This is a genomic window from Bacillus sp. LQ01 (assembly GCF_057624735.1).
Window position 1 is genome coordinate 49,926 of sequence record NZ_JBYEZL010000004.1, and the last position, 17,688, is coordinate 67,613.

Consider the following 17,688-nt stretch of genomic DNA (forward strand, 5'->3'; position numbering starts at 1 on the left):
GGAAATCTATACCATCTGCTTTTTGGTTTACAAAAATACCATTCATAAGCGATTTTAGTTAAAATAAATATTGCTGATTTTCACAAATTATAAATTTAGATTTTGAAATTGTATTCATAGTGAGAGGATTTGAATTTGAAATGATAGATAATTTTTGGCGTGAATTACCACGACCATTTTTCGTACTTGCACCAATGGAAGATGTGACAGACGTTGTTTTCCGTCACGTAGTAAGTGAAGCTGGTCGTCCAGACGTATTCTTCACAGAGTTTACAAACTCGGATAGCTATTGTCATCCAGAAGGTATGAAAAGTGTACGTGGCCGTTTAATTTTTACAGAAGACGAACAGCCGATGGTAGCACATATTTGGGGAGACAATCCCGAATACTTCCGTCAAATGAGTATCGGTATGGCAGAACTAGGATTTAAAGGCATCGATATTAATATGGGTTGCCCAGTACCGAATGTAGCATCAAGAGGGAAAGGTAGTGGCCTTATTCTACGTCCAGACGTTGCAGCAGAACTTATTCAAGCAGCAAAAGCGGGCGGACTACCTGTCAGCGTAAAAACAAGACTTGGCTTTAAAGAGTTAAGCGAGTGGGAAGATTGGTTAACGCACATTTTCAAACAAGATATTGCAAACCTTTCTATTCATTTACGCACAAGAGAAGAAATGAGCCAAGTAGATGCGCATTGGGAACTAATTCCGGAAATCAAAAAATTACGTGACCGCATTGCACCAAATACGTTAATAACAATCAATGGAGACATCCTTGATCGTAAAATGGGGCTGGAACTTGCTGAAAAATACGGCATTGATGGCGTAATGATTGGACGAGGCATCTTCAAAAACCCATTTGCTTTTGAAAAAGAGCCAAGAGAACATAGCAGTAAAGAACATCTAGATCTTTTAAGACTACAACTTGATTTACAAGATCAATATGCAGAAGTACTGCCACGCTCAATCACAGGGCTTCACCGCTTCTTCAAAATTTATGTGAAGGGCTTCCCAGGAGCTGCGGAATTGAGAAATCAATTGATGAGTACGAAGTCGACGGATGAGGTGCGTGCTTTGTTGGATAAGTTTGAGGATAGTGTTGGTGAGGCTCAGGATAGTGAGACGCTTTAACTTTTAAGCACTTAAATCATTTCATATGTAGTGCATGACATGAGTGAGTTGAAAATAAGTGCAGAGCTGGAAAAGAACAGTGTATTTGAGAAATCAAAACACTGTTTTTTTTCTTTTAGTTAATGTTAAGAGAGAAATCTTTTTATAGGCATATAAAAAACATGTAAGAGCTCTGTAGATACAATGATAGAGAAAAGTTCGGGTAAGACTATAAAACATATCTTTAAAATGTTAAAGTATTAATTTAGTGGACAATAACTAAAAGGCTAGATTAAACATGATAATTTAAAGCAGGTTATAGCATAAACTTTAACCGCTGAATAAATAATCAACATTTCAGGAGGAAACCCAATGGCAATGAGCAACAACGATATATTAAAAAGAGTACGATACGCTTTAGATATAAAAGATATAGATATGGTAGAAATCTTTAAACTTGGCGGGATGGAAGTAACGAAAGAAGACGTAGTTGATATGCTTACAAAAATAAAGAGAGCTCCTCAGCACGAAGCTGAAAATGATGAGGTAGCTGAAGATGAGTACGTAAAAACATGCGATATGATGATGTTAGAGGCATTTTTAAATGGATTTATTACTTTAAAAAGAGGAAAGCAAGATCCGAAACCAGGGCAGCCTGCACCTGTACAGAGCAAGGAGAGTGCCAATAACCTTCTTCTAAAGAAAATGAAAATCGCACTATCTTTAACGAGTGAGGATGTACTTGATATATTAGATAGCGTGGGCGTTACGGTAACAAAAGGAGAGTTAGGCGCTCTGTTAAGAAAAAAAGGCCATAAAAATTACAAAGAGTGTGGCGATAGATACGCAAGGAATTTCATTAAAGGATTAGCTGTAAAGTATAGAGGATAATGAGTTCGTTAAAGCGGTAAATGATATAATAGGTAGAGTAGGACGTTTGTATCCTACTCTTTTTTATTTGTAAAATAATACGTTAGGTGATGAAATGGTATATACATATTTAGGTGAGACAATTAATTTTCATATAACTTATAAGAAGAAAAAGTCCGTGCGTCTTTTTGTAGATTCATACGGAAATGTGGAAGTACAGGCTCCGAAAGGGACACCTGTTGAATACTTAGTCCAGTTGCTAGAGGAAAAGTGGGATTGGATTCAGACAACTCGTAAGGAAATGGCGGAGCGAGCGCGTGGACCACAGGAAAAGGATTACGATCAAGGAGAAGGCTTTTTGTATTTAGGGAATACGTATCCGATACAGATTTCCCAAGATGTAAGCATTGAGCAAGACAATGCGATTTTTGAAGGGGATAAGTTACATATTTATGTAAAAGAGCTAAAGGATGAGAAAATACAGCAAGCTTTAAAACGATTTTATTATAAGCAGTGTAAAGCTTTAGTAGAGAAAAGCATTAAAGCGCATCAAAGTAATTTCAAAACAAAACCACGTTCTATTCGTATTAAAGATAGTAGTCGTACTTGGGGTACTTGCGATTCGAATTTACAACTAACATTCAATTGGAAGCTAGCAATGGCACCACAGCGAGTAATTGACTATGTAGTCGTTCATGAAATGTGTCATATGGTTCATTTAAATCATGATCGATCGTTTTGGCGTCTTGTCGGGAAGATAATGCCTGACTATAAGGAAATGGAGAACTGGTTAGCTTTATCTAGTTGGAAGATGACGGTTTAATGTTGCGCTTTGTATAGGTTGCAATTATTGTCAATCTTTGTCGGTAAGTCGATATATTTCGAAAATCGCTGATATATTTGAAGTTGCGCCGATATATTTCGAAAATCGCTGATATATTCGGAGTTGCGCCGATATATTTCGAAAACCGCTGATATATTTGGAGTTGCAATCGATATGTTCAATGAAGAGAAAGTAAAAGGAGAGGTCACAGCAGACATCTCCTCTTTTCGAGTATATAGATTATCGTCCAAACTTCACAACAAAATCCTCATCCACTTTCTCCATCTCATACCCACGATACCCTTCCGAAAGCAAAGCCTGCTGTCCACTAGCATCACTCATTAGAATACTTTGAACATCCGTCCAATCTCTTTTCTTGTCTTCACGCAATTTCTTCACAAAAACATACCGCAGACTACCACCATACTTCTCTTTCAGCGCAGCAATCTCCATCCCTTGCGCAAATTTATCCTTCAAACTTGGAATGTTAAAAGGAGCAACGGTGCAGCATACGTAATCATATTTGCTGTCTTCTTTTTGCAATTCTTCCATAATGACTTTCGCTAATATTTTTTGCATCCCATTTCCTCGGCAGTTCGGATGAACGTTTGAGATTTCTTGATAGATGACGCGGTGCAGTTCACTTTCTGATAGACCAATATCAAGCCCTAAATGTTCATCGTCGATAGGAGGGACGAGTAGAGCGCGAAATGCGATGAGTTTGTTTTCGATAAAAGCACCGATCATCATGCCGTTTCCTTTTAGAATGTATTGAAATTCTTCTTGTGAGAGTGGTTGTAAACGACTTTTATCTTCTAGTGCTTCAACTACGATGTTTTGTAGTGATAAAATTTGTTCGATGTGCTCTAGTGATAGTAATGTAACGTGAAATGATTCGTTATTTTGTTTTAATGTTCCTTCGTATAGAACCGTCATATGATAGTCCTCCTTTAGCGTACAACGTCTTGAAAGACGGTTAGTTCTTGTAGTGTATTTTCATTTATTTCAATGCCGAGTCCCGGCTTCTCGTTTAAGCGAATGAATGGTACATCGTAATGTAAGTTTCCGATGTCTTTTGTGAATTTTAATGGCCCTGTTAGCTCTACGCTCGTAATGATTTTCTTTGAGAAAGCGACATGGAATCCTGCGGAAGAGGCAACAGATGATTCGACCATTGATCCCACTTGGCATTCAATGCCGGCCATTTCAGCTTGATGAGCGAGCTTTACAGCTGGATATATGCCACCGCATTTCATGAGTTTTATATTCACTTTATCAGCAGCTTCTAATTTAATAATTTGGCGCATTTCACGAGAACTTTTTAGTCCTTCATCAATCATAAGCGGGAGGTCTGTCTTAGAACGGATATGAGCCATGGCATCAATATCGTCCGCGATAACAGGTTGTTCAATCCAGTCAATGTTTAAATGTCCTAATGAACGCAGTGCTGTTAATGTGTTTGCGCTATTTTTCCAGCCTTGGTTTACATCAACGCGAATAGCGATGTCATTTCCTACACGTTCTCGTACAGCTTCAATACGTTTCACATCTTCTTTTACATTCGTACCAACTTTCATTTTGAAAGATTGGTAACCTTTTTGAATCATAGAAGCAACTTCTTCAGCCATATCTTCAGGATCGGCAATACTTAAAACGTGAGTGACAGGGAATTCTTCATGATAGCGCCCGCCAATTAATTGATATACAGGTTGATTTAGTTTTTTGCCCATTATATCAAAACAAGCAATATCAATTGCAGCTTTCGCTGTTGGAACACCGTAAATTGTATTGTCCATCATATCGTGTATTTTTTCGATATTCATTGGATTTTTCTCGATTAGAGCAGGGGTTAGCGTATGTTTTAAAGTATGGAAAGTACTTTCCCATGATTCACCTGTGACGTGATCATCAGCAACGCCTTCACCGTAACCGATAATACCTTCATCTGTTTCCATTTTGACGATAATAGAGGGCATATCAGAATAAGAGCCATAACTAATAACAAACGGATTGCGAAGCGGTAAACGAATTGCGTAAAGATGAATAGCTGTAATTTTCATTGAATAGAAACCCCTTCCTGTTTACAATAGTTTTGTACATTTGATATAGTTGACGTTAAATAGTCGTTAATTAATGATAAGGAGTTAGAGAAAATGATGATAAAAATTGCAGTTGTCGGTTCAAAGGAGTTTATGGAGAACCTTTTTCCTATTGCTCAAAAATTAGAAGGAATAGAAATTGATCCATATATTTACCTTCATCCGGCGGAATCTTCTGAATTATTAAAGTGTCTAAAGCCTTGTGATGTCATCTTTTTCTCAGGTGCTTTACCTTATTATATGGCAAAAGAAATAAGAGAACAATTACGAATTCCAAGTACATACTTACAGCAAGACGAGACAACTGTCGCATCTTCAATTCTTTCTATCATGTATCATCAAAGTATTCAACCACATAACATTTCCATCGATTTAGTAGACCGCTCGTTTATTACAAATGTGTTCCATGATATTGGTATAAAAGAAAGCCCGCAAGTGTTGGATTATGAAAATATGCTGTGGAGTAAAGATGAAATAAATAGAGTTATCGATTTTCATGTAGCTAAATATCAATCTGGAGAGGCTCATTTAGCTTTAACTAGTATTCACGCTGTTTACGATGAGCTTCAAAAAATAGGTGTTCCTTCAGAGCGTATGATTGATCCAACACAGTCTATTATATATGGGCTAAAAGATGCAAAAATAAAAGCTGAGTTAGCAAAAAGCTATTCAGCTACTGTTGGTGCTTGTATTATTTCTTCCCTAGAATTACGAACGAGTTTGCTTGAAAAACTAGATGTCATTTCAAAAGAACTACGTGGTTCATTTAAACAAGTGGATGAAATGACATGTATTTTGTATACAACTCGTGGTGATATCGAATCGATTATTAAAACAAATGCGATAAATAACTTGTTTGCAAGCGTAGAAGGAACGATAGCTATTGGATTTGGTTATGGAAAAACCGTGAAAGAGGCGGAGCAAAATGCAAAAATTGCTCAAAGTTTTGCAAAGAATAATCCAATAGATCGTTGTTTTTATATACTAACAAGTGATAAAGATTTGTTTGGTCCGTTCCCGAAAGAACAGAGAGTACAAAGTTTGAAAAATGATAATCCGGAACTAATGAAAATAGCGAAGGAAACGAAGCTTAGTCCGGCCAACTTGTCAAAAATCATTCAATTTAGTCAATCGCATCCGTCATTGAAGTTTACAGCAGCTGACCTTTCTGAGTACTTACAAGTGACTCGAAGATCGACAGAAAGGTTGTTAAAGAAATTAGTTGATTACGGGTATGCTCATATTTGTGGCGAGGAAATGCCCTATCAACAAGGGCGACCTCGCGCACTATATGAACTGAATTTACCGCTATTTTTAAGCTTCTAGTTGAGCTTTTTGTTTCTTTAGTAATTCTGCTTTTTCAATGTCTGATAGTTTTACAATTGTGAAGCCTGTTATGCCATAAATGATTGAGATAATAGGTACGATGAAATTCAAAATAGCATAAGGGGCATATTCAAATGCACCTACGCCAAGTGTAGCGAGAATAAATACACCGCACGTATTCCAAGGAACGAAGACAGAAGTTAATGTTCCGCCATCTTCTAATGCTCTGGATAAGTTTTTTGAATGTAGTCCTTTTTCTGTGTATGCATTTGCGTACATTCTTGAAGGGACAACAATTGAAATATATTGTTCAGAGCAAGTAAGGTTTGTTGCAAAACAAGATGCGATAGTAGAAGCGATAAGCCCTTTTGCTGATTTCGCTAACTTTAAAATTTGATTTACAATTGAGCGAAGAATACCTGTATGTTCTAATACTCCTCCGAAAGTCATAGCGACAATTGTCATAGAGACTGTATTCATCATCGAATCTAAGCCACCGCGGTTAAATAGTTCGTCTACTAGCTTGTTTCCAGTGTCTATAACAAATCCAGCTTGGAGTGCACCGACAGATGCTGAGACAGAACCACCTTGAATAAAGACTTGTGATAAAAATCCTAAAATAATACCGACGAGAATCGCTGGTATAGCAGGAACTTTTTTTGCGACCAATACCATAACGACTACGGGTATAATGAGTAGGAAAGGTGAGATAACAAAGTTTTGTTGCAATACTTGTAACGTTTGATCGATGCTCTTCGCATCAATATTGTTAGCGCCGAAGCTTCTTCCTAAGAGCGCGTAAACGATAAGAGTAATAATTAAACCTGGAACTGTAGTAAATAACATATGACGAATGTGTGCGAATAAATCTGTATTTGTTAATCCTGCGGCTAGGTTAGTTGTATCTGAAAGCGGTGACATTTTATCGCCAAAATAAGAGCCTGAAATAATGGCACCAGCAACCATTGGAGCTGGGATTCCCATACTTAGGCCAATTCCCATTCCAGCAACACCAATTGTCCCCATTGTAGACCAAGAGCTACCAATTGCTAATGCAACGATAGAACAAATGACGGTAATGGAAACTAAAAATAGTGATGGAGTTAAAAGTTTTAAACCGTAATAAATCATCGTTGCGACGATTCCACCGCCAATCCAAGCACCAATTGTTAAGCCAACAAGAATAATAATGACGATAGCAGGTAATGCAAGACGAATCCCTTTATACATTGCTTCTTCAAGATCATTCCATTTGTAACCATAACGCCAAGCGACAATAGAAGCAACGGTTGTACCGATAATAAGTGGAACGTGAGGGGTTTGTTTTAATACAACAATTGTAACCATCATAACTGCAACGGTAATGATAATAGGGATAATCGCTATTCCAAAAGGTATTTCTTTTTTCATAAAGTTCCTCCTTGTTACGTATGTTTGTTTGTATTTTTAGAATTGTCGTAAAATAGACGTTTATTAGGTTATGATAACTAAAAGTTTATGTAAGCGTCAACATAAAAAACAGAAAATAAGGAATGTTCTAGTTGTTTGTTTAGTTTGTAATATAAGTGCAGAGTAAGGTTTTTAAGTATTTAAAAATAAACAATTGACTTTTTTCTTAAAATTCAATATGTTCATAAAAACATCTGTTTTTCATAAGTATAATTAACTCGAATCGTTTGTAATGTGGGAAGGAGACTGGAACGTTGAAAACATTAGAACTACAAGAGCGCTTAACGGAGATTTTTCAGCATTTACACGAAAACCCTGAAGTAAGTTGGAAAGAATATGAAACGACAGCGTATATTACTGACTTTTTAAAAGAAGAAGGAATTTCATATAGAACATTTGATGATTGTCCAGGTGTAATTGCTGAGATTGGAGGCGGGAATCCAGTTATTGCGATTCGTGCTGATATGGATGCACTTTGGCAAGAAGTAAATGGAGAATTTAAAGCGAACCATTCATGTGGCCATGATGCTCATATGACCATTGTAATGGGACTTATTTTACAATTGAAAAATATGAGATGGAAAAGTGGTATGGTTAGATTTATTTTTCAGCCGGCAGAAGAGAAGGGGAATGGTGCTTTGAAGATGGTGGAGAAAGGTGCTGTAGATGATGCTGATTTCTTATTTGGCGTCCATCTAAGACCAATTGAAGAACTATCTTTGAAACAAGCAGCCCCATCTATTCGCCATGGAGCAGCAGGATTTTTAGAGGGTATGATTCATGGGGAGGATGCACACGGGGCAAGACCACACCAAGGTGTGAATGCAATTGATGTCATTTCCATGATTAATATCGGTTTGAAAAATATTTGGCTGCCACCGCAAAGTTCCTATTCAGTAAAAATGACGAGATGCCAAGCAGGTGGTGATAATTTAAATATCATTCCAGGAAATGGTCATTTCAGTTTAGATGTAAGAGCTGAGAGTAATATACTATTAGAAGAATTAAAGAAAAAGATTGAGCATGTAATAGAATCAGCTGCATCGATGGGGTCGAAAACTTCATACGAATGGATGGATCTTGCACCAGGAGCAGAGGTTTCCGAAGAAGCAGAGCGTTTTATGCGTAAAGGTATTCTCGAAGTGTATGGGGAAGAGAGATGCACAGGGCCTCTCTATACGACAGGAAGCGATGATTTCCATTACTATACAGTGAAAAGACCACATTTAAAAGCTGTCATGCTTGGACTAGGAGCAGACCTACAACCTGGATTACACCATCCGTATATGAGGTTTGATCATAGTTGTATTATGGATGGGGTAGAAATATTGAAACAAACTGTATTGAAAGTGTTAGAAGACAGGGGCTAAAGAGCTCCTGTTTTTTTGTCGTGAATTGTCGGTAAATCGATATATTGAGAAAATCGTTGATATATTTGAAGTTACGATAGATATATTAAGAAAATCGTTAATATAATTTCACGTACCTATTAATTTGATGAAAAATGAGCCTCCAGTACATGGTGTATAATAATAAGTACCATTTTTTAATAGGAGAAAACGAATGAACGAACAATATTACGATGCAGTTTTACATATAAAAACAGTCGGTGAGCAAAAAGGGTTTAACAAATCTATGCATTATCACCGTTATGAACCGACGCCGTATAGCGGATTAGATGAGTTACTGAATCAATATGAAATAAAAAGTAGTGACCGAATTGTAGACTTTGGGTGCGGAAAAGGGCGATTAAACTTTTATATGCATCATAAATGTGGGGCTTCAGCAGTTGGAATTGAAATGAATGAAGAGTTTTATAAAGAAGCGATTGATAATCGAGATCGTTATGCACGAAAGGCACGAAACAGTAAGGGGAAAATTCAATTCCAATGTTGTTTAGCGCAGGAATATAAGATTGATCCACATGATAATAGGTTTTATTTCTTTAATCCGTTTTCTGTGCAAGTGTTTATGAATGTAGTAAATAACATTTTGCTTTCAGTAGAAAATACGGGGAGAGAAGTGGATATTATTTTATATTATCCTTCTGAGGACTATATTTTCTTCTTAGAAAATCAGACTGCGTTTGAGCTGAAGAAAGAAGTTAGATTGCCAGGTGCTTATGAGAAGAATGGGAATGAGAGGTTTTTAGTTTATACATTAGGGTAATAAAAAAACAGGTGCCAAGGCACCTGTTTTTTATTAGTTACGGATTAAGTAATCAAATGCACCTAAAGCTGCGTTTGCACCTGAACCCATAGAGATGATGATTTGTTTGTACGGATTATTTGTACAGTCACCTGCAGCAAACACTCCTGGTACGTTTGTAGCGCCGTGCTTGTCTGTTACGATTTCACCGCGAACGCGTTCAACTGTTTCGCCTAACCAGTCTGTGTTTGGCACAAGACCGATTTGTACGAATACACCTTGTAATTCAACGTGATGAACTTCTTCAGTTTCACGATCGATGTAAGAAATACCGTTTACTTTATCAGTACCAGTGATTTCTTTCGTTTGAACGTTTTTCAGAACAGTTACGTTTGGTAAGCTGTTAAGACGCTCTTGTAATACAGCATCAGCTTTTAATTCTGGCATGAATTCAAGAACAGTTACGTGCTTAACGATACCTGCTAAGTCGATAGCTGCTTCAATACCAGAGTTACCTCCGCCGATAACTGCTACGTCTTTTCCAGTAAATAATGGACCGTCACAGTGTGGGCAATATGCTACACCTTTATTTTTGAACTCAGCTTCACCTGGTACGCCAACATTACGCCAGCGAGCACCTGTAGAAACGATTACGCTCTTACTTTTCAGAATAGCGCCGTTTTCAAGTTCCACTTCAATAAGTTCTTTTTTCTCTAAACGTTTCGCACGTTGTAGATTCATTACATCGATGTCGTATTCTTTTACGTGTTCTTCAAGGCTTGCTACTAGCTTAGGACCTTCAGTCTTTTTTACGCTGATGAAGTTCTCAATGCCCATAGTATCCATTACTTGACCACCGAAGCGCTCAGCAACGATACCAGTGCGGATGCCTTTACGTGCTGCGTAAATTGCTGCACTTGCACCAGCAGGGCCCCCACCAACAACAAGAACATCGTATGGATCTTTATCAGAAAGCTCTGATGCATCTGGACCGTTACCCATTTTAGCTAAAATTTCTTCAAGTGTCATACGACCGCTTCCGAAAGATTCGCCGTTTAGGTAAACAGTTGGTACTGCCATGATGTCTTTGCTTTCTACTTCCTCTTTGAATGCAGCGCCATCAATCATAGTATGTGTAATACCAGGGTTAAGAACGCTCATTACGTTAAGAGCTTGTACAACATCAGGACAGTTATGACAACTTAGGCTGATATAAGATTCAAAATGATATTCGCCTTGAATGTTTTTAATTTGATCGATTAATTTTTGTTCAACTTTTGGAGCGCGTCCACTTACTTGTAGTAAAGCTAACACTAATGATGTAAATTCGTGTCCTAATGGAATACCAGCGAATACGACACCAGTGTCTTCACCAGGGCGGTTTACGCTAAAGCTTGGTGTTCTCTCTAATTCAACTTTTTCTACTGTAATCTTAGATGACATAGTAGCTAATTCGTCTACTAGAGCTAACATATCTTTAGATACGTTATCGTCTCCTGCGCTTACCTTAAGTAAAATATCGTTCTCCATTAATTGAAGGTATTGGGATAGTTGTGTTTTTATATCTGCATCTAGTATCATTTTGATCGAACTCCTTAGATTTTGCCTACAAGGTCAAGGCTTGGTTTAAGTGTTGCAGAACCCTCTTGCCATTTAGCTGGGCAAACTTCACCTGGGTTGTTACGTACGTATTGAGCAGCTTTAATTTTGTTAACAAGAATGCTTGCGTCACGGCCGATACCGTCAGCATTGATTTCCATAGATTGGATAACGCCGTCTGGATCGATGATGAATGTACCACGAGCAGCAAGACCTTCTTCTTCCATTAAAACGTTGAAGTTTGTAGTGATTGTGCGAGTTGGGTCACCAATCATGATGTACTCGATTTTGCCGATAGTTTCTGAGCTATCATGCCATGCTTTGTGAGTGAAGTGAGTGTCTGTAGATACAGAGTATACTTCAACGCCTAAGTCTTTTAGAGTTGCGTATTGGTTTTGTAAGTCTTCAAGTTCAGTTGGGCAAACGAATGTGAAGTCAGCTGGGTAGAAACAAACTACACTCCATTTTCCTTTTAAACTTTCGTCAGTAACTTGGATAAATTCTCCATTATGGTAAGCATTAGCTTTAAACGGTTTTACTTCTGTGCCGATTAATAACATATTAAAATTCCTCCTAAATGTTGGTTTTGAGCATCAAAAAATAGTGTGCTCATAAAATATATTTTTTAATTAACTATAATAATTCTAATTCGATATTAATTATCATATAGAAGTGGTTATTTTGTCAAGAGAATAAACCAACTTTATACCGATTTAATTAATATTTATTCTCAATTAAGGCTAACAGGGAATGGAAAGGTAACTTTAAGTTTATAAATTTTCAATGATTGTTTGAAAGAGTAGTGTGTATGTTAGAGATATGGTGTAAGTGTAAATTCTTAGGAAGGAAATATTTCTTAGAAGTTATGTATTTGAAAAGGAACTGCTTATTTCTATTTTACAAAGAATTGTGCGATAAATAAAATAAAATGAATCGAAATCTTTTTGAACAATTTTTGTCATCTCAAATATATAATTAGGAAGTATATTACGCTGATAGTTAGAAATATTGACTCAAAGTGCTAACGAGATATAATAAAACCTAGATATACCTTTCAAAAAGAAGAATACATATTTATAGGATGAAAAAATTCAACCTATTATTTTTTATAGCTTTTAGAAAACGCTTACAATTGGTGTGGAGGGGAAACCATGTCTAAGTTCACAAAGTATTTTTTAATGGAAGCTAAAGATGTGATTGCATATGTGAAAGAGAAATTATCTAAGTTTAAACATGCAAAGGGGCTAAAGTGTAAAGAAATAGGTGATGGCAATTTAAATTATGTGTTCCGCGTTTGGGATGAAAAAGAGAACATCTCTGTCATCGTAAAGCAAGCTGGGGATACAGCTCGCATTTCAGATGAGTTTGAGTTGTCGACGAATCGTATTCGCATAGAATCAGATGTTTTGCAGTTAGAGGATGAGTTAGCACCTGGACTTGTTCCTAAGGTGTATTTATTTGATAGTGTGATGAACTGTTGCGTAATGGAAGATTTATCGGATCACACAATATTACGTACAGCACTTATAAATCATCAAATATTTCCGCAGCTTGCTGACGACTTAACTACTTTTATGGTAAATACACTTTTATTAACATCTGATGTTGTAATGAATCATAAAGAGAAGAAGGAACTTGTGAAGAATTATATAAATCCTGAATTATGTGAGATTACAGAGGACCTCGTATATTCAGAACCATTTACAAATCATAATAAGCGTAATGAGTTATTTCCTTTAAATGAGGGATGGATTAGGGAGCATATTTATAGTGATAAAGAGCTTCGTATGGAAGTAGCGAAACGTAAATTTTCTTTTATGACGAATGCACAGGCATTGCTTCATGGTGATTTACATACTGGTTCTGTTTTTGTAAGAGATGATTCTACAAAGGTTATTGATCCTGAGTTTGCTTTTTATGGACCTATGGGATATGACGTTGGGAATGTAATGGCGAATTTAATGTTTGCTTGGGTGAATGCAGATGCAACGATGCCACCTGGAGCTGAGAAAGATACGTATATGGATTGGTTACAAACTACGATGGTAGAGGTAATTGATTTATTTAAGAAGAAGTTTTTAGATGCTTGGGATATTCATGTGACCGAGATTATGGCGAAGGAAGAAGGCTTTAACGAAGTATATTTACAATCTGTATTAGAGGATACAGCTGCAGTGACAGGTCTTGAATTAATCCGCCGTATTGTTGGATTAGCGAAAGTAAAAGATATTACTTGTATTGAGAATGAGGAAGCACGTGCTAGAGCGGAGCGAATTTGTCTTAAAGTAGCGAAGAGTTTTATTTTACGAGCGAATCAATATAGAACAGGTACAAGTTTTGTAGAAACGTTAAAAGAACAGTCAATGCACTACGCGGAGTAAGGGGAGAATATGATGGAAGAGCAATTAATACCAATTCAGTGGAAAGATGATGCTTTAGTTTTGTTAGATCAAACGTTATTACCGAATGAAATTGTCTATGAATCATTTAAAACAGCTGAAAGTGTGTGGGATGCCATTCAAGTAATGAAAGTACGAGGTGCACCAGCGATTGGTGTTTCAGCAGCTTATGGAGTGTATTTAGGGGTAAAGGAATTTGCTGAAAGTACGGAAGAAGGATTTATGGATGAAGTAAGAAAGGTATGTACATACTTGGCGACATCAAGACCGACTGCAGTAAATTTATTTTGGGCACTTGAAAGAATGGAAAGTGTAGCGGCAGATAATATTCATTTATCAATCTTACAGTTGAAAGATAGATTACTAGAAGAGGCAAAAGAAATTCATAGAGAAGATGAAGAAATTAACCGTCAAATTGGAGAACATGCATTAACATTATTCCGTGATGGAATGGGAGTATTAACACATTGTAATGCTGGTGCGTTAGCGACGACTAAGTATGGTACTGCGACGGCTCCAATGTACTTAGCAAAAGAAAAAGGATGGGACTTAAAAATCTTTTCGGATGAAACACGTCCAAGATTACAAGGGTCAACGTTAACGGCATTAGAACTACAGCAAGCGGGAATTGATGTTACTGTCATTACGGATAATATGGCAGCTATGGTCATGTCACAAGGGAAGATTGACGCTGTAATTGTTGGATGCGACCGTGTGGCAGCGAACGGTGATATAGCAAATAAAATTGGAACATTAGGCGTATCTATTTTAGCGAAATACTACAACATTCCGTTTTATGTAGCAGCGCCAACGCCGACAATCGACTTGAAAACACCGACAGGAAAAGAAATTCCCATCGAGGAAAGAGATGCTTCTGAAGTGATTAATCGCTTCGGACAATATTCTGCTCCGAAAGAAAGTAAAGTATATAATCCAGCATTTGATGTTACTCCACATGAAAATGTAACAGCGATTATTACAGAAAAAGGGATTGTAAAGGCACCGTTTACGGAGAATTTAAAAAAGCTATTTCAATAAATAGATAAATATAAAAGTCAGTCATCATAAGCTTCATACTTAGGGGGATGTATATGTTATTACAAAAAGAAAGAGAAGAAATTGTAGCGTATGGAAAGAAAATGATTTCTAGTGGTTTAACAAAGGGGACGGGTGGTAATATTAGTATCTTTAATCGTGAACAAGGTCTTGTTGCGATTAGCCCAAGTGGTTTAGAGTATTATGAAACAAAGCCTGAAGATGTAGTTATATTAAACTTAAATGGTGAAGTAGTAGAAGGAGAGAGAAAACCATCAAGTGAATTAGATATGCACCTTATTTACTATAGGAAGCGTGAAGATATAAATGCGCTTGTGCATACACATTCTCCTTACGCGAAGACGATTGCGTCATTAGGATGGGAGCTTCCGGCTGTGTCATATTTAATTGCTTTTGCAGGTCCGAATGTCCGCTGTGCACCGTATGAAACATTTGGTACGAAGCAATTAGCGGATGCTGCTTTTGAAGGCATGATTGATCGTCGTGCTGTGCTACTTGCAAATCACGGTTTAATTGCTGGTGCAAATAATATAAAAATGGCATTTACTGTTGCAGAAGAGATTGAGTTTTGTGCTCAAATTTATTATCAAACGAAAAGCATTGGGGAACCAAAGCTATTGCCAGAAGATGAGATGGAGAATTTGGCGAAGAAGTTTGAAGGATATGGGCAGTAGTAGAATGAAACAAAGACACCCTCAAGAAAAGATCTTGAGGGTGTTTTTTAAGCTTTTTTAAGCAACAAATACATAAAGTAAGGAGCCCCAATTAAAGCAACGACAATACCTGCTGGAATGCCATTAGGATCAACGATATTTCTTCCAATTGTATCTGCTAATAATAATAGCCATCCGCCGATTAAAAGGGCGATAGGCATGAAGATTTGATGTCTTGGGCCTACTAAAGATTTCGCGATATGAGGAGCCATTAATCCGATAAAGCTAATTCCTCCTGTTACGGAAACAGCTGCAGCTGCAAGTGCAACAGCTGCAACTAATAAGTACCTACGTTCTTTTTCAATTTCAATTCCAACACCGATTGCGACTGGTTCGTTTAATGCTAAAATGTTTAATCGATTTGCTTTATAGAAAACAAACGGAATTAATACGATTAGCCATGGGAGCATTGCTAAAACGAATATCCAGTCATCTCCCCAAATATTTCCGGCAATCCATTTTGAAATAAAGTCTACTTTCATACGATCCGCGGATGAAATAAGGACAATCATCGTTCCAGATAGTGCAAATGCAAAACCGATACCGGTTAATGTTAATCGGATTGGTTGAAGTCCAGTTGATTTACTATATGAAAATACGTAAATTAGAACAGCTGTCAGAAATGCTCCGATAAATCCAACTACAGGTAGTAAGTAGAGAAATGAACCTACATCTATTGGAAAGTATAAAAAGAAAATAGCAACAGCAACACCGGCCCCAGAGTTAATACCAAGAATACCAGGTTCAGCTAAATCATTTCGAGTAATTCCTTGAAGAATAGCTCCTGATAAAGCGAGAGCCATACCAGCTAATAATGTAATGACAATTCTAGGTAGCCTTAAAGAGTATAAAACAAACTCCTCTTTAAAAGTCCCTTGCCCCATTAATGTTGGGAGTAGTCGATCATAAGATAAAGATGCTGAACCAAGTCCCATTCCAACTACAATGGTTGTGATGATTACTATAAGTAAAGTGAGTATAATGAGACGCTGTTTTCTTAAAATAGATTGCATCATGAGAATGTTTTTCCTCCTTTACGTACAATGAATAGGAAGAATGGTAACCCTACAATCGCGACAATTGCTGCAACTGGTGTTTCGTATGGAGCGTTAATAGTACGTCCGATTGTATCTGCAAGTAGCATAAAGGAAGCTCCAGCAATTGCTGACATCGGTATAACAAATCGGTAATCTGGACCGACAATTGGGCGTACCATGTGAGGTACCATTAAGCCGATAAATGCCATATTTCCAACAAGCGCTACAGATGCACCTGCAAGTAAGATAATAATGATAAATAAAATAGTTTTAATAACAATAATTTTTTGACCTAGTCCAATAGCCACTTCCTCACTGAAACTAAGAACTGTCAATTTTTTTGCTAGTAAGATAGCGATAAAGATACTAATTGAAATGACTGGAATAATAATTTTTAATTGGTTCCAAGTTGTTCCAATTACGCCACCAGCAGTCCAAAGTGATACATCTTGTGAAATTTTAAAGTAAATGCCAATTCCTTCTGAAATTGCGAGTAGAAATGCTGAAACTGCAGCACCCGCTAATACAATTCGAAGAGGAGAAAGGCCGCCTTTTTTCACCATACCAATTCCAAATACCATAATTGCGCCAATTGCAGCACCGATAAAGCAAGCTAATGTTAAGTAAAGATAGCTGATGGAAGGGTTGAAAGCAAGTGTCAGTGCAAGCGCAGCATTTGCTCCACCAGATAGCCCTAATAATCCAGGATCCGCAAGTGGATTTCGTGTTAATCCTTGCATAATTGCTCCAGAAACGGCTAATCCAGCTCCTACAAAAATAGCAGCAACTTCACGTGGTAAACGTATTTCTCGAATAATAGATATTTTGTCTCCTTTAGCGGAGGAAGTGAGTGCTGACCATACATCTTTTATCGAAGTATCTGCAGCACCTAATACCATTGCAACCATAAAAATAAGAAAGAATGCAATTAAGCTTAAAATTAGTTTGTATGTAAAAGCTATAGAACGTGGATTGTCATGATCTTTTGTCATTCGTTTCACATCTTTTCTGTTCATAGAATAAAGGAAGAGGAATTCTTAAATTAAGAATTCCTCATGTT

General features: G+C 37.1%; 16 protein-coding genes. 9 read left to right on the plus strand and 7 right to left on the minus strand.

Annotated elements, in window-relative coordinates:
• The first annotated feature begins 140 nt into the window (after nt 1-140).
• From AC22L0_RS23745 to AC22L0_RS23755, 3 genes are all read left to right on the plus strand, one after another.
• Nucleotides 141-1,130: a tRNA dihydrouridine synthase gene (locus tag AC22L0_RS23745; RefSeq protein ID WP_087966490.1), complete on the plus strand. Its 990-nt coding sequence runs from the start codon at nt 141-143 to the stop codon at nt 1,128-1,130.
• Nucleotides 1,131-1,481: 351 nt separating this feature from the next.
• The gene (locus AC22L0_RS23750) at nt 1,482-2,000 is read left to right on the plus strand and encodes a YehS family protein (RefSeq protein WP_087966489.1); all 519 of its coding nucleotides are present in this window, start codon (nt 1,482-1,484) and stop codon (nt 1,998-2,000) included.
• Between the two features lie 94 nt (nt 2,001-2,094).
• A complete protein-coding gene (locus tag AC22L0_RS23755) occupies nt 2,095-2,802 on the plus strand; it encodes a M48 family metallopeptidase (RefSeq protein ID WP_087966487.1) in 708 nt (235 codons plus the stop codon).
• 240 nt (nt 2,803-3,042) lie between these two features.
• On the opposite strand, the gene AC22L0_RS23760 is transcribed toward AC22L0_RS23755, so the two are convergent.
• Both AC22L0_RS23760 and AC22L0_RS23765 read right to left on the minus strand, forming a co-directional pair.
• Complete coding sequence (locus AC22L0_RS23760; protein ID WP_087966483.1) at nt 3,043-3,738, minus strand: N-acetyltransferase; 696 nt, start codon at nt 3,736-3,738, stop codon at nt 3,043-3,045.
• A gap of 14 nt (nt 3,739-3,752) precedes the next feature.
• On the minus strand, nt 3,753-4,862 hold the full coding sequence (locus AC22L0_RS23765) for a mandelate racemase/muconate lactonizing enzyme family protein (protein WP_087966481.1): 1,110 nt from the start codon (nt 4,860-4,862) through the stop codon (nt 3,753-3,755).
• 93 nt (nt 4,863-4,955) lie between these two features.
• Between AC22L0_RS23765 and AC22L0_RS23770 the strand changes: the two genes are divergently transcribed.
• Nucleotides 4,956-6,227: a transcriptional regulator gene (locus AC22L0_RS23770; protein WP_087966478.1), complete on the plus strand. Its 1,272-nt coding sequence runs from the start codon at nt 4,956-4,958 to the stop codon at nt 6,225-6,227.
• Here the strand turns inward: AC22L0_RS23770 and nhaC are convergent.
• Nucleotides 6,216-7,637 (minus strand): Na+/H+ antiporter NhaC, encoded by a 1,422-nt coding sequence (gene nhaC, locus AC22L0_RS23775; RefSeq protein ID WP_000711520.1) that lies wholly within the window; start codon nt 7,635-7,637, stop codon nt 6,216-6,218. The genes AC22L0_RS23770 and nhaC overlap by 12 nt on opposite strands.
• 293 nt (nt 7,638-7,930) lie before the next feature.
• Between nhaC and AC22L0_RS23780 the strand changes: the two genes are divergently transcribed.
• Nucleotides 7,931-9,046, plus strand: coding sequence for a M20 peptidase aminoacylase family protein (locus AC22L0_RS23780; protein ID WP_000853512.1), 1,116 nt, complete (start codon nt 7,931-7,933; stop codon nt 9,044-9,046).
• A 193-nt stretch (nt 9,047-9,239) separates the two neighbouring features.
• Nucleotides 9,240-9,845: an SAM-dependent methyltransferase gene (locus AC22L0_RS23785; protein ID WP_048567395.1), complete on the plus strand. Its 606-nt coding sequence runs from the start codon at nt 9,240-9,242 to the stop codon at nt 9,843-9,845.
• Nucleotides 9,846-9,878: 33 nt separating this feature from the next.
• Here the strand turns inward: AC22L0_RS23785 and ahpF are convergent, their stop codons facing one another.
• Together ahpF and ahpC are read right to left on the minus strand one after the other, a co-directional pair.
• Nucleotides 9,879-11,405, minus strand: a complete 1,527-nt coding sequence (gene ahpF / locus AC22L0_RS23790; protein ID WP_000599501.1) for an alkyl hydroperoxide reductase subunit F — start codon at nt 11,403-11,405, stop codon at nt 9,879-9,881.
• Nucleotides 11,406-11,419: 14 nt separating this feature from the next.
• Complete coding sequence (gene ahpC, locus AC22L0_RS23795) at nt 11,420-11,983, minus strand: alkyl hydroperoxide reductase subunit C (protein ID WP_000924420.1); 564 nt, start codon at nt 11,981-11,983, stop codon at nt 11,420-11,422.
• 591 nt (nt 11,984-12,574) lie between these two features.
• Between ahpC and mtnK the strand changes: the two genes are divergently transcribed.
• From mtnK to AC22L0_RS23810, 3 genes are read left to right on the plus strand one after another with little or no spacing between them, the layout of a single operon-like run.
• Nucleotides 12,575-13,804: an S-methyl-5-thioribose kinase gene (gene mtnK / locus AC22L0_RS23800; RefSeq protein ID WP_087966476.1), complete on the plus strand. Its 1,230-nt coding sequence runs from the start codon at nt 12,575-12,577 to the stop codon at nt 13,802-13,804.
• A 9-nt stretch (nt 13,805-13,813) separates the two neighbouring features.
• A complete protein-coding gene (gene mtnA, locus AC22L0_RS23805; protein ID WP_087966474.1) occupies nt 13,814-14,860 on the plus strand; it encodes an S-methyl-5-thioribose-1-phosphate isomerase in 1,047 nt (348 codons plus the stop codon).
• A 53-nt stretch (nt 14,861-14,913) separates the two neighbouring features.
• Nucleotides 14,914-15,552 (plus strand): L-fuculose-phosphate aldolase, encoded by a 639-nt coding sequence (locus tag AC22L0_RS23810; RefSeq protein WP_000926565.1) that lies wholly within the window; start codon nt 14,914-14,916, stop codon nt 15,550-15,552.
• A 47-nt stretch (nt 15,553-15,599) separates the two neighbouring features.
• On the opposite strand, the gene AC22L0_RS23815 is transcribed toward AC22L0_RS23810, so the two are convergent.
• Both AC22L0_RS23815 and AC22L0_RS23820 read right to left on the minus strand, forming a co-directional pair.
• Complete coding sequence (locus AC22L0_RS23815) at nt 15,600-16,607, minus strand: FecCD family ABC transporter permease (RefSeq protein WP_000983759.1); 1,008 nt, start codon at nt 16,605-16,607, stop codon at nt 15,600-15,602.
• Nucleotides 16,604-17,644 carry a FecCD family ABC transporter permease gene (locus AC22L0_RS23820; protein ID WP_001998969.1) on the minus strand — a complete coding sequence of 347 codons (1,041 nt, stop codon included), beginning with the start codon at nt 17,642-17,644 and terminating at the stop codon, nt 16,604-16,606. The genes AC22L0_RS23815 and AC22L0_RS23820 overlap by 4 nt, the downstream gene beginning before the upstream one ends.
• Nucleotides 17,645-17,688 lie beyond the last annotated feature (44 nt).

Excerpts from the sequence above, each read along its gene's own strand:
- mtnA (WP_087966474.1), top strand. The coding sequence starts at position 13,814 with ATGATGGAAGAGCAATTAATACCAATTCAGTGGAAAGATGATGCTTTA.
- AC22L0_RS23815 (WP_000983759.1), bottom strand. The coding sequence starts at position 16,607 with ATGATGCAATCTATTTTAAGAAAACAGCGTCTCATTATACTCACTTTA.
- ahpC (WP_000924420.1), bottom strand. The coding sequence starts at position 11,983 with ATGTTATTAATCGGCACAGAAGTAAAACCGTTTAAAGCTAATGCTTAC.
- AC22L0_RS23760 (WP_087966483.1), bottom strand. The coding sequence starts at position 3,738 with ATGACGGTTCTATACGAAGGAACATTAAAACAAAATAACGAATCATTT.
- AC22L0_RS23750 (WP_087966489.1), top strand. The coding sequence starts at position 1,482 with ATGGCAATGAGCAACAACGATATATTAAAAAGAGTACGATACGCTTTA.
- AC22L0_RS23770 (WP_087966478.1), top strand. The coding sequence starts at position 4,956 with ATGATGATAAAAATTGCAGTTGTCGGTTCAAAGGAGTTTATGGAGAAC.
- mtnK (WP_087966476.1), top strand. The coding sequence starts at position 12,575 with ATGTCTAAGTTCACAAAGTATTTTTTAATGGAAGCTAAAGATGTGATT.
- nhaC (WP_000711520.1), bottom strand. The coding sequence starts at position 7,637 with ATGAAAAAAGAAATACCTTTTGGAATAGCGATTATCCCTATTATCATT.
- AC22L0_RS23810 (WP_000926565.1), top strand. The coding sequence starts at position 14,914 with ATGTTATTACAAAAAGAAAGAGAAGAAATTGTAGCGTATGGAAAGAAA.
- AC22L0_RS23820 (WP_001998969.1), bottom strand. The coding sequence starts at position 17,644 with ATGAACAGAAAAGATGTGAAACGAATGACAAAAGATCATGACAATCCA.
- AC22L0_RS23785 (WP_048567395.1), top strand. The coding sequence starts at position 9,240 with ATGAACGAACAATATTACGATGCAGTTTTACATATAAAAACAGTCGGT.
- ahpF (WP_000599501.1), bottom strand. The coding sequence starts at position 11,405 with ATGATACTAGATGCAGATATAAAAACACAACTATCCCAATACCTTCAA.
- AC22L0_RS23765 (WP_087966481.1), bottom strand. The coding sequence starts at position 4,862 with ATGAAAATTACAGCTATTCATCTTTACGCAATTCGTTTACCGCTTCGC.
- AC22L0_RS23755 (WP_087966487.1), top strand. The coding sequence starts at position 2,095 with ATGGTATATACATATTTAGGTGAGACAATTAATTTTCATATAACTTAT.
- AC22L0_RS23745 (WP_087966490.1), top strand. The coding sequence starts at position 141 with ATGATAGATAATTTTTGGCGTGAATTACCACGACCATTTTTCGTACTT.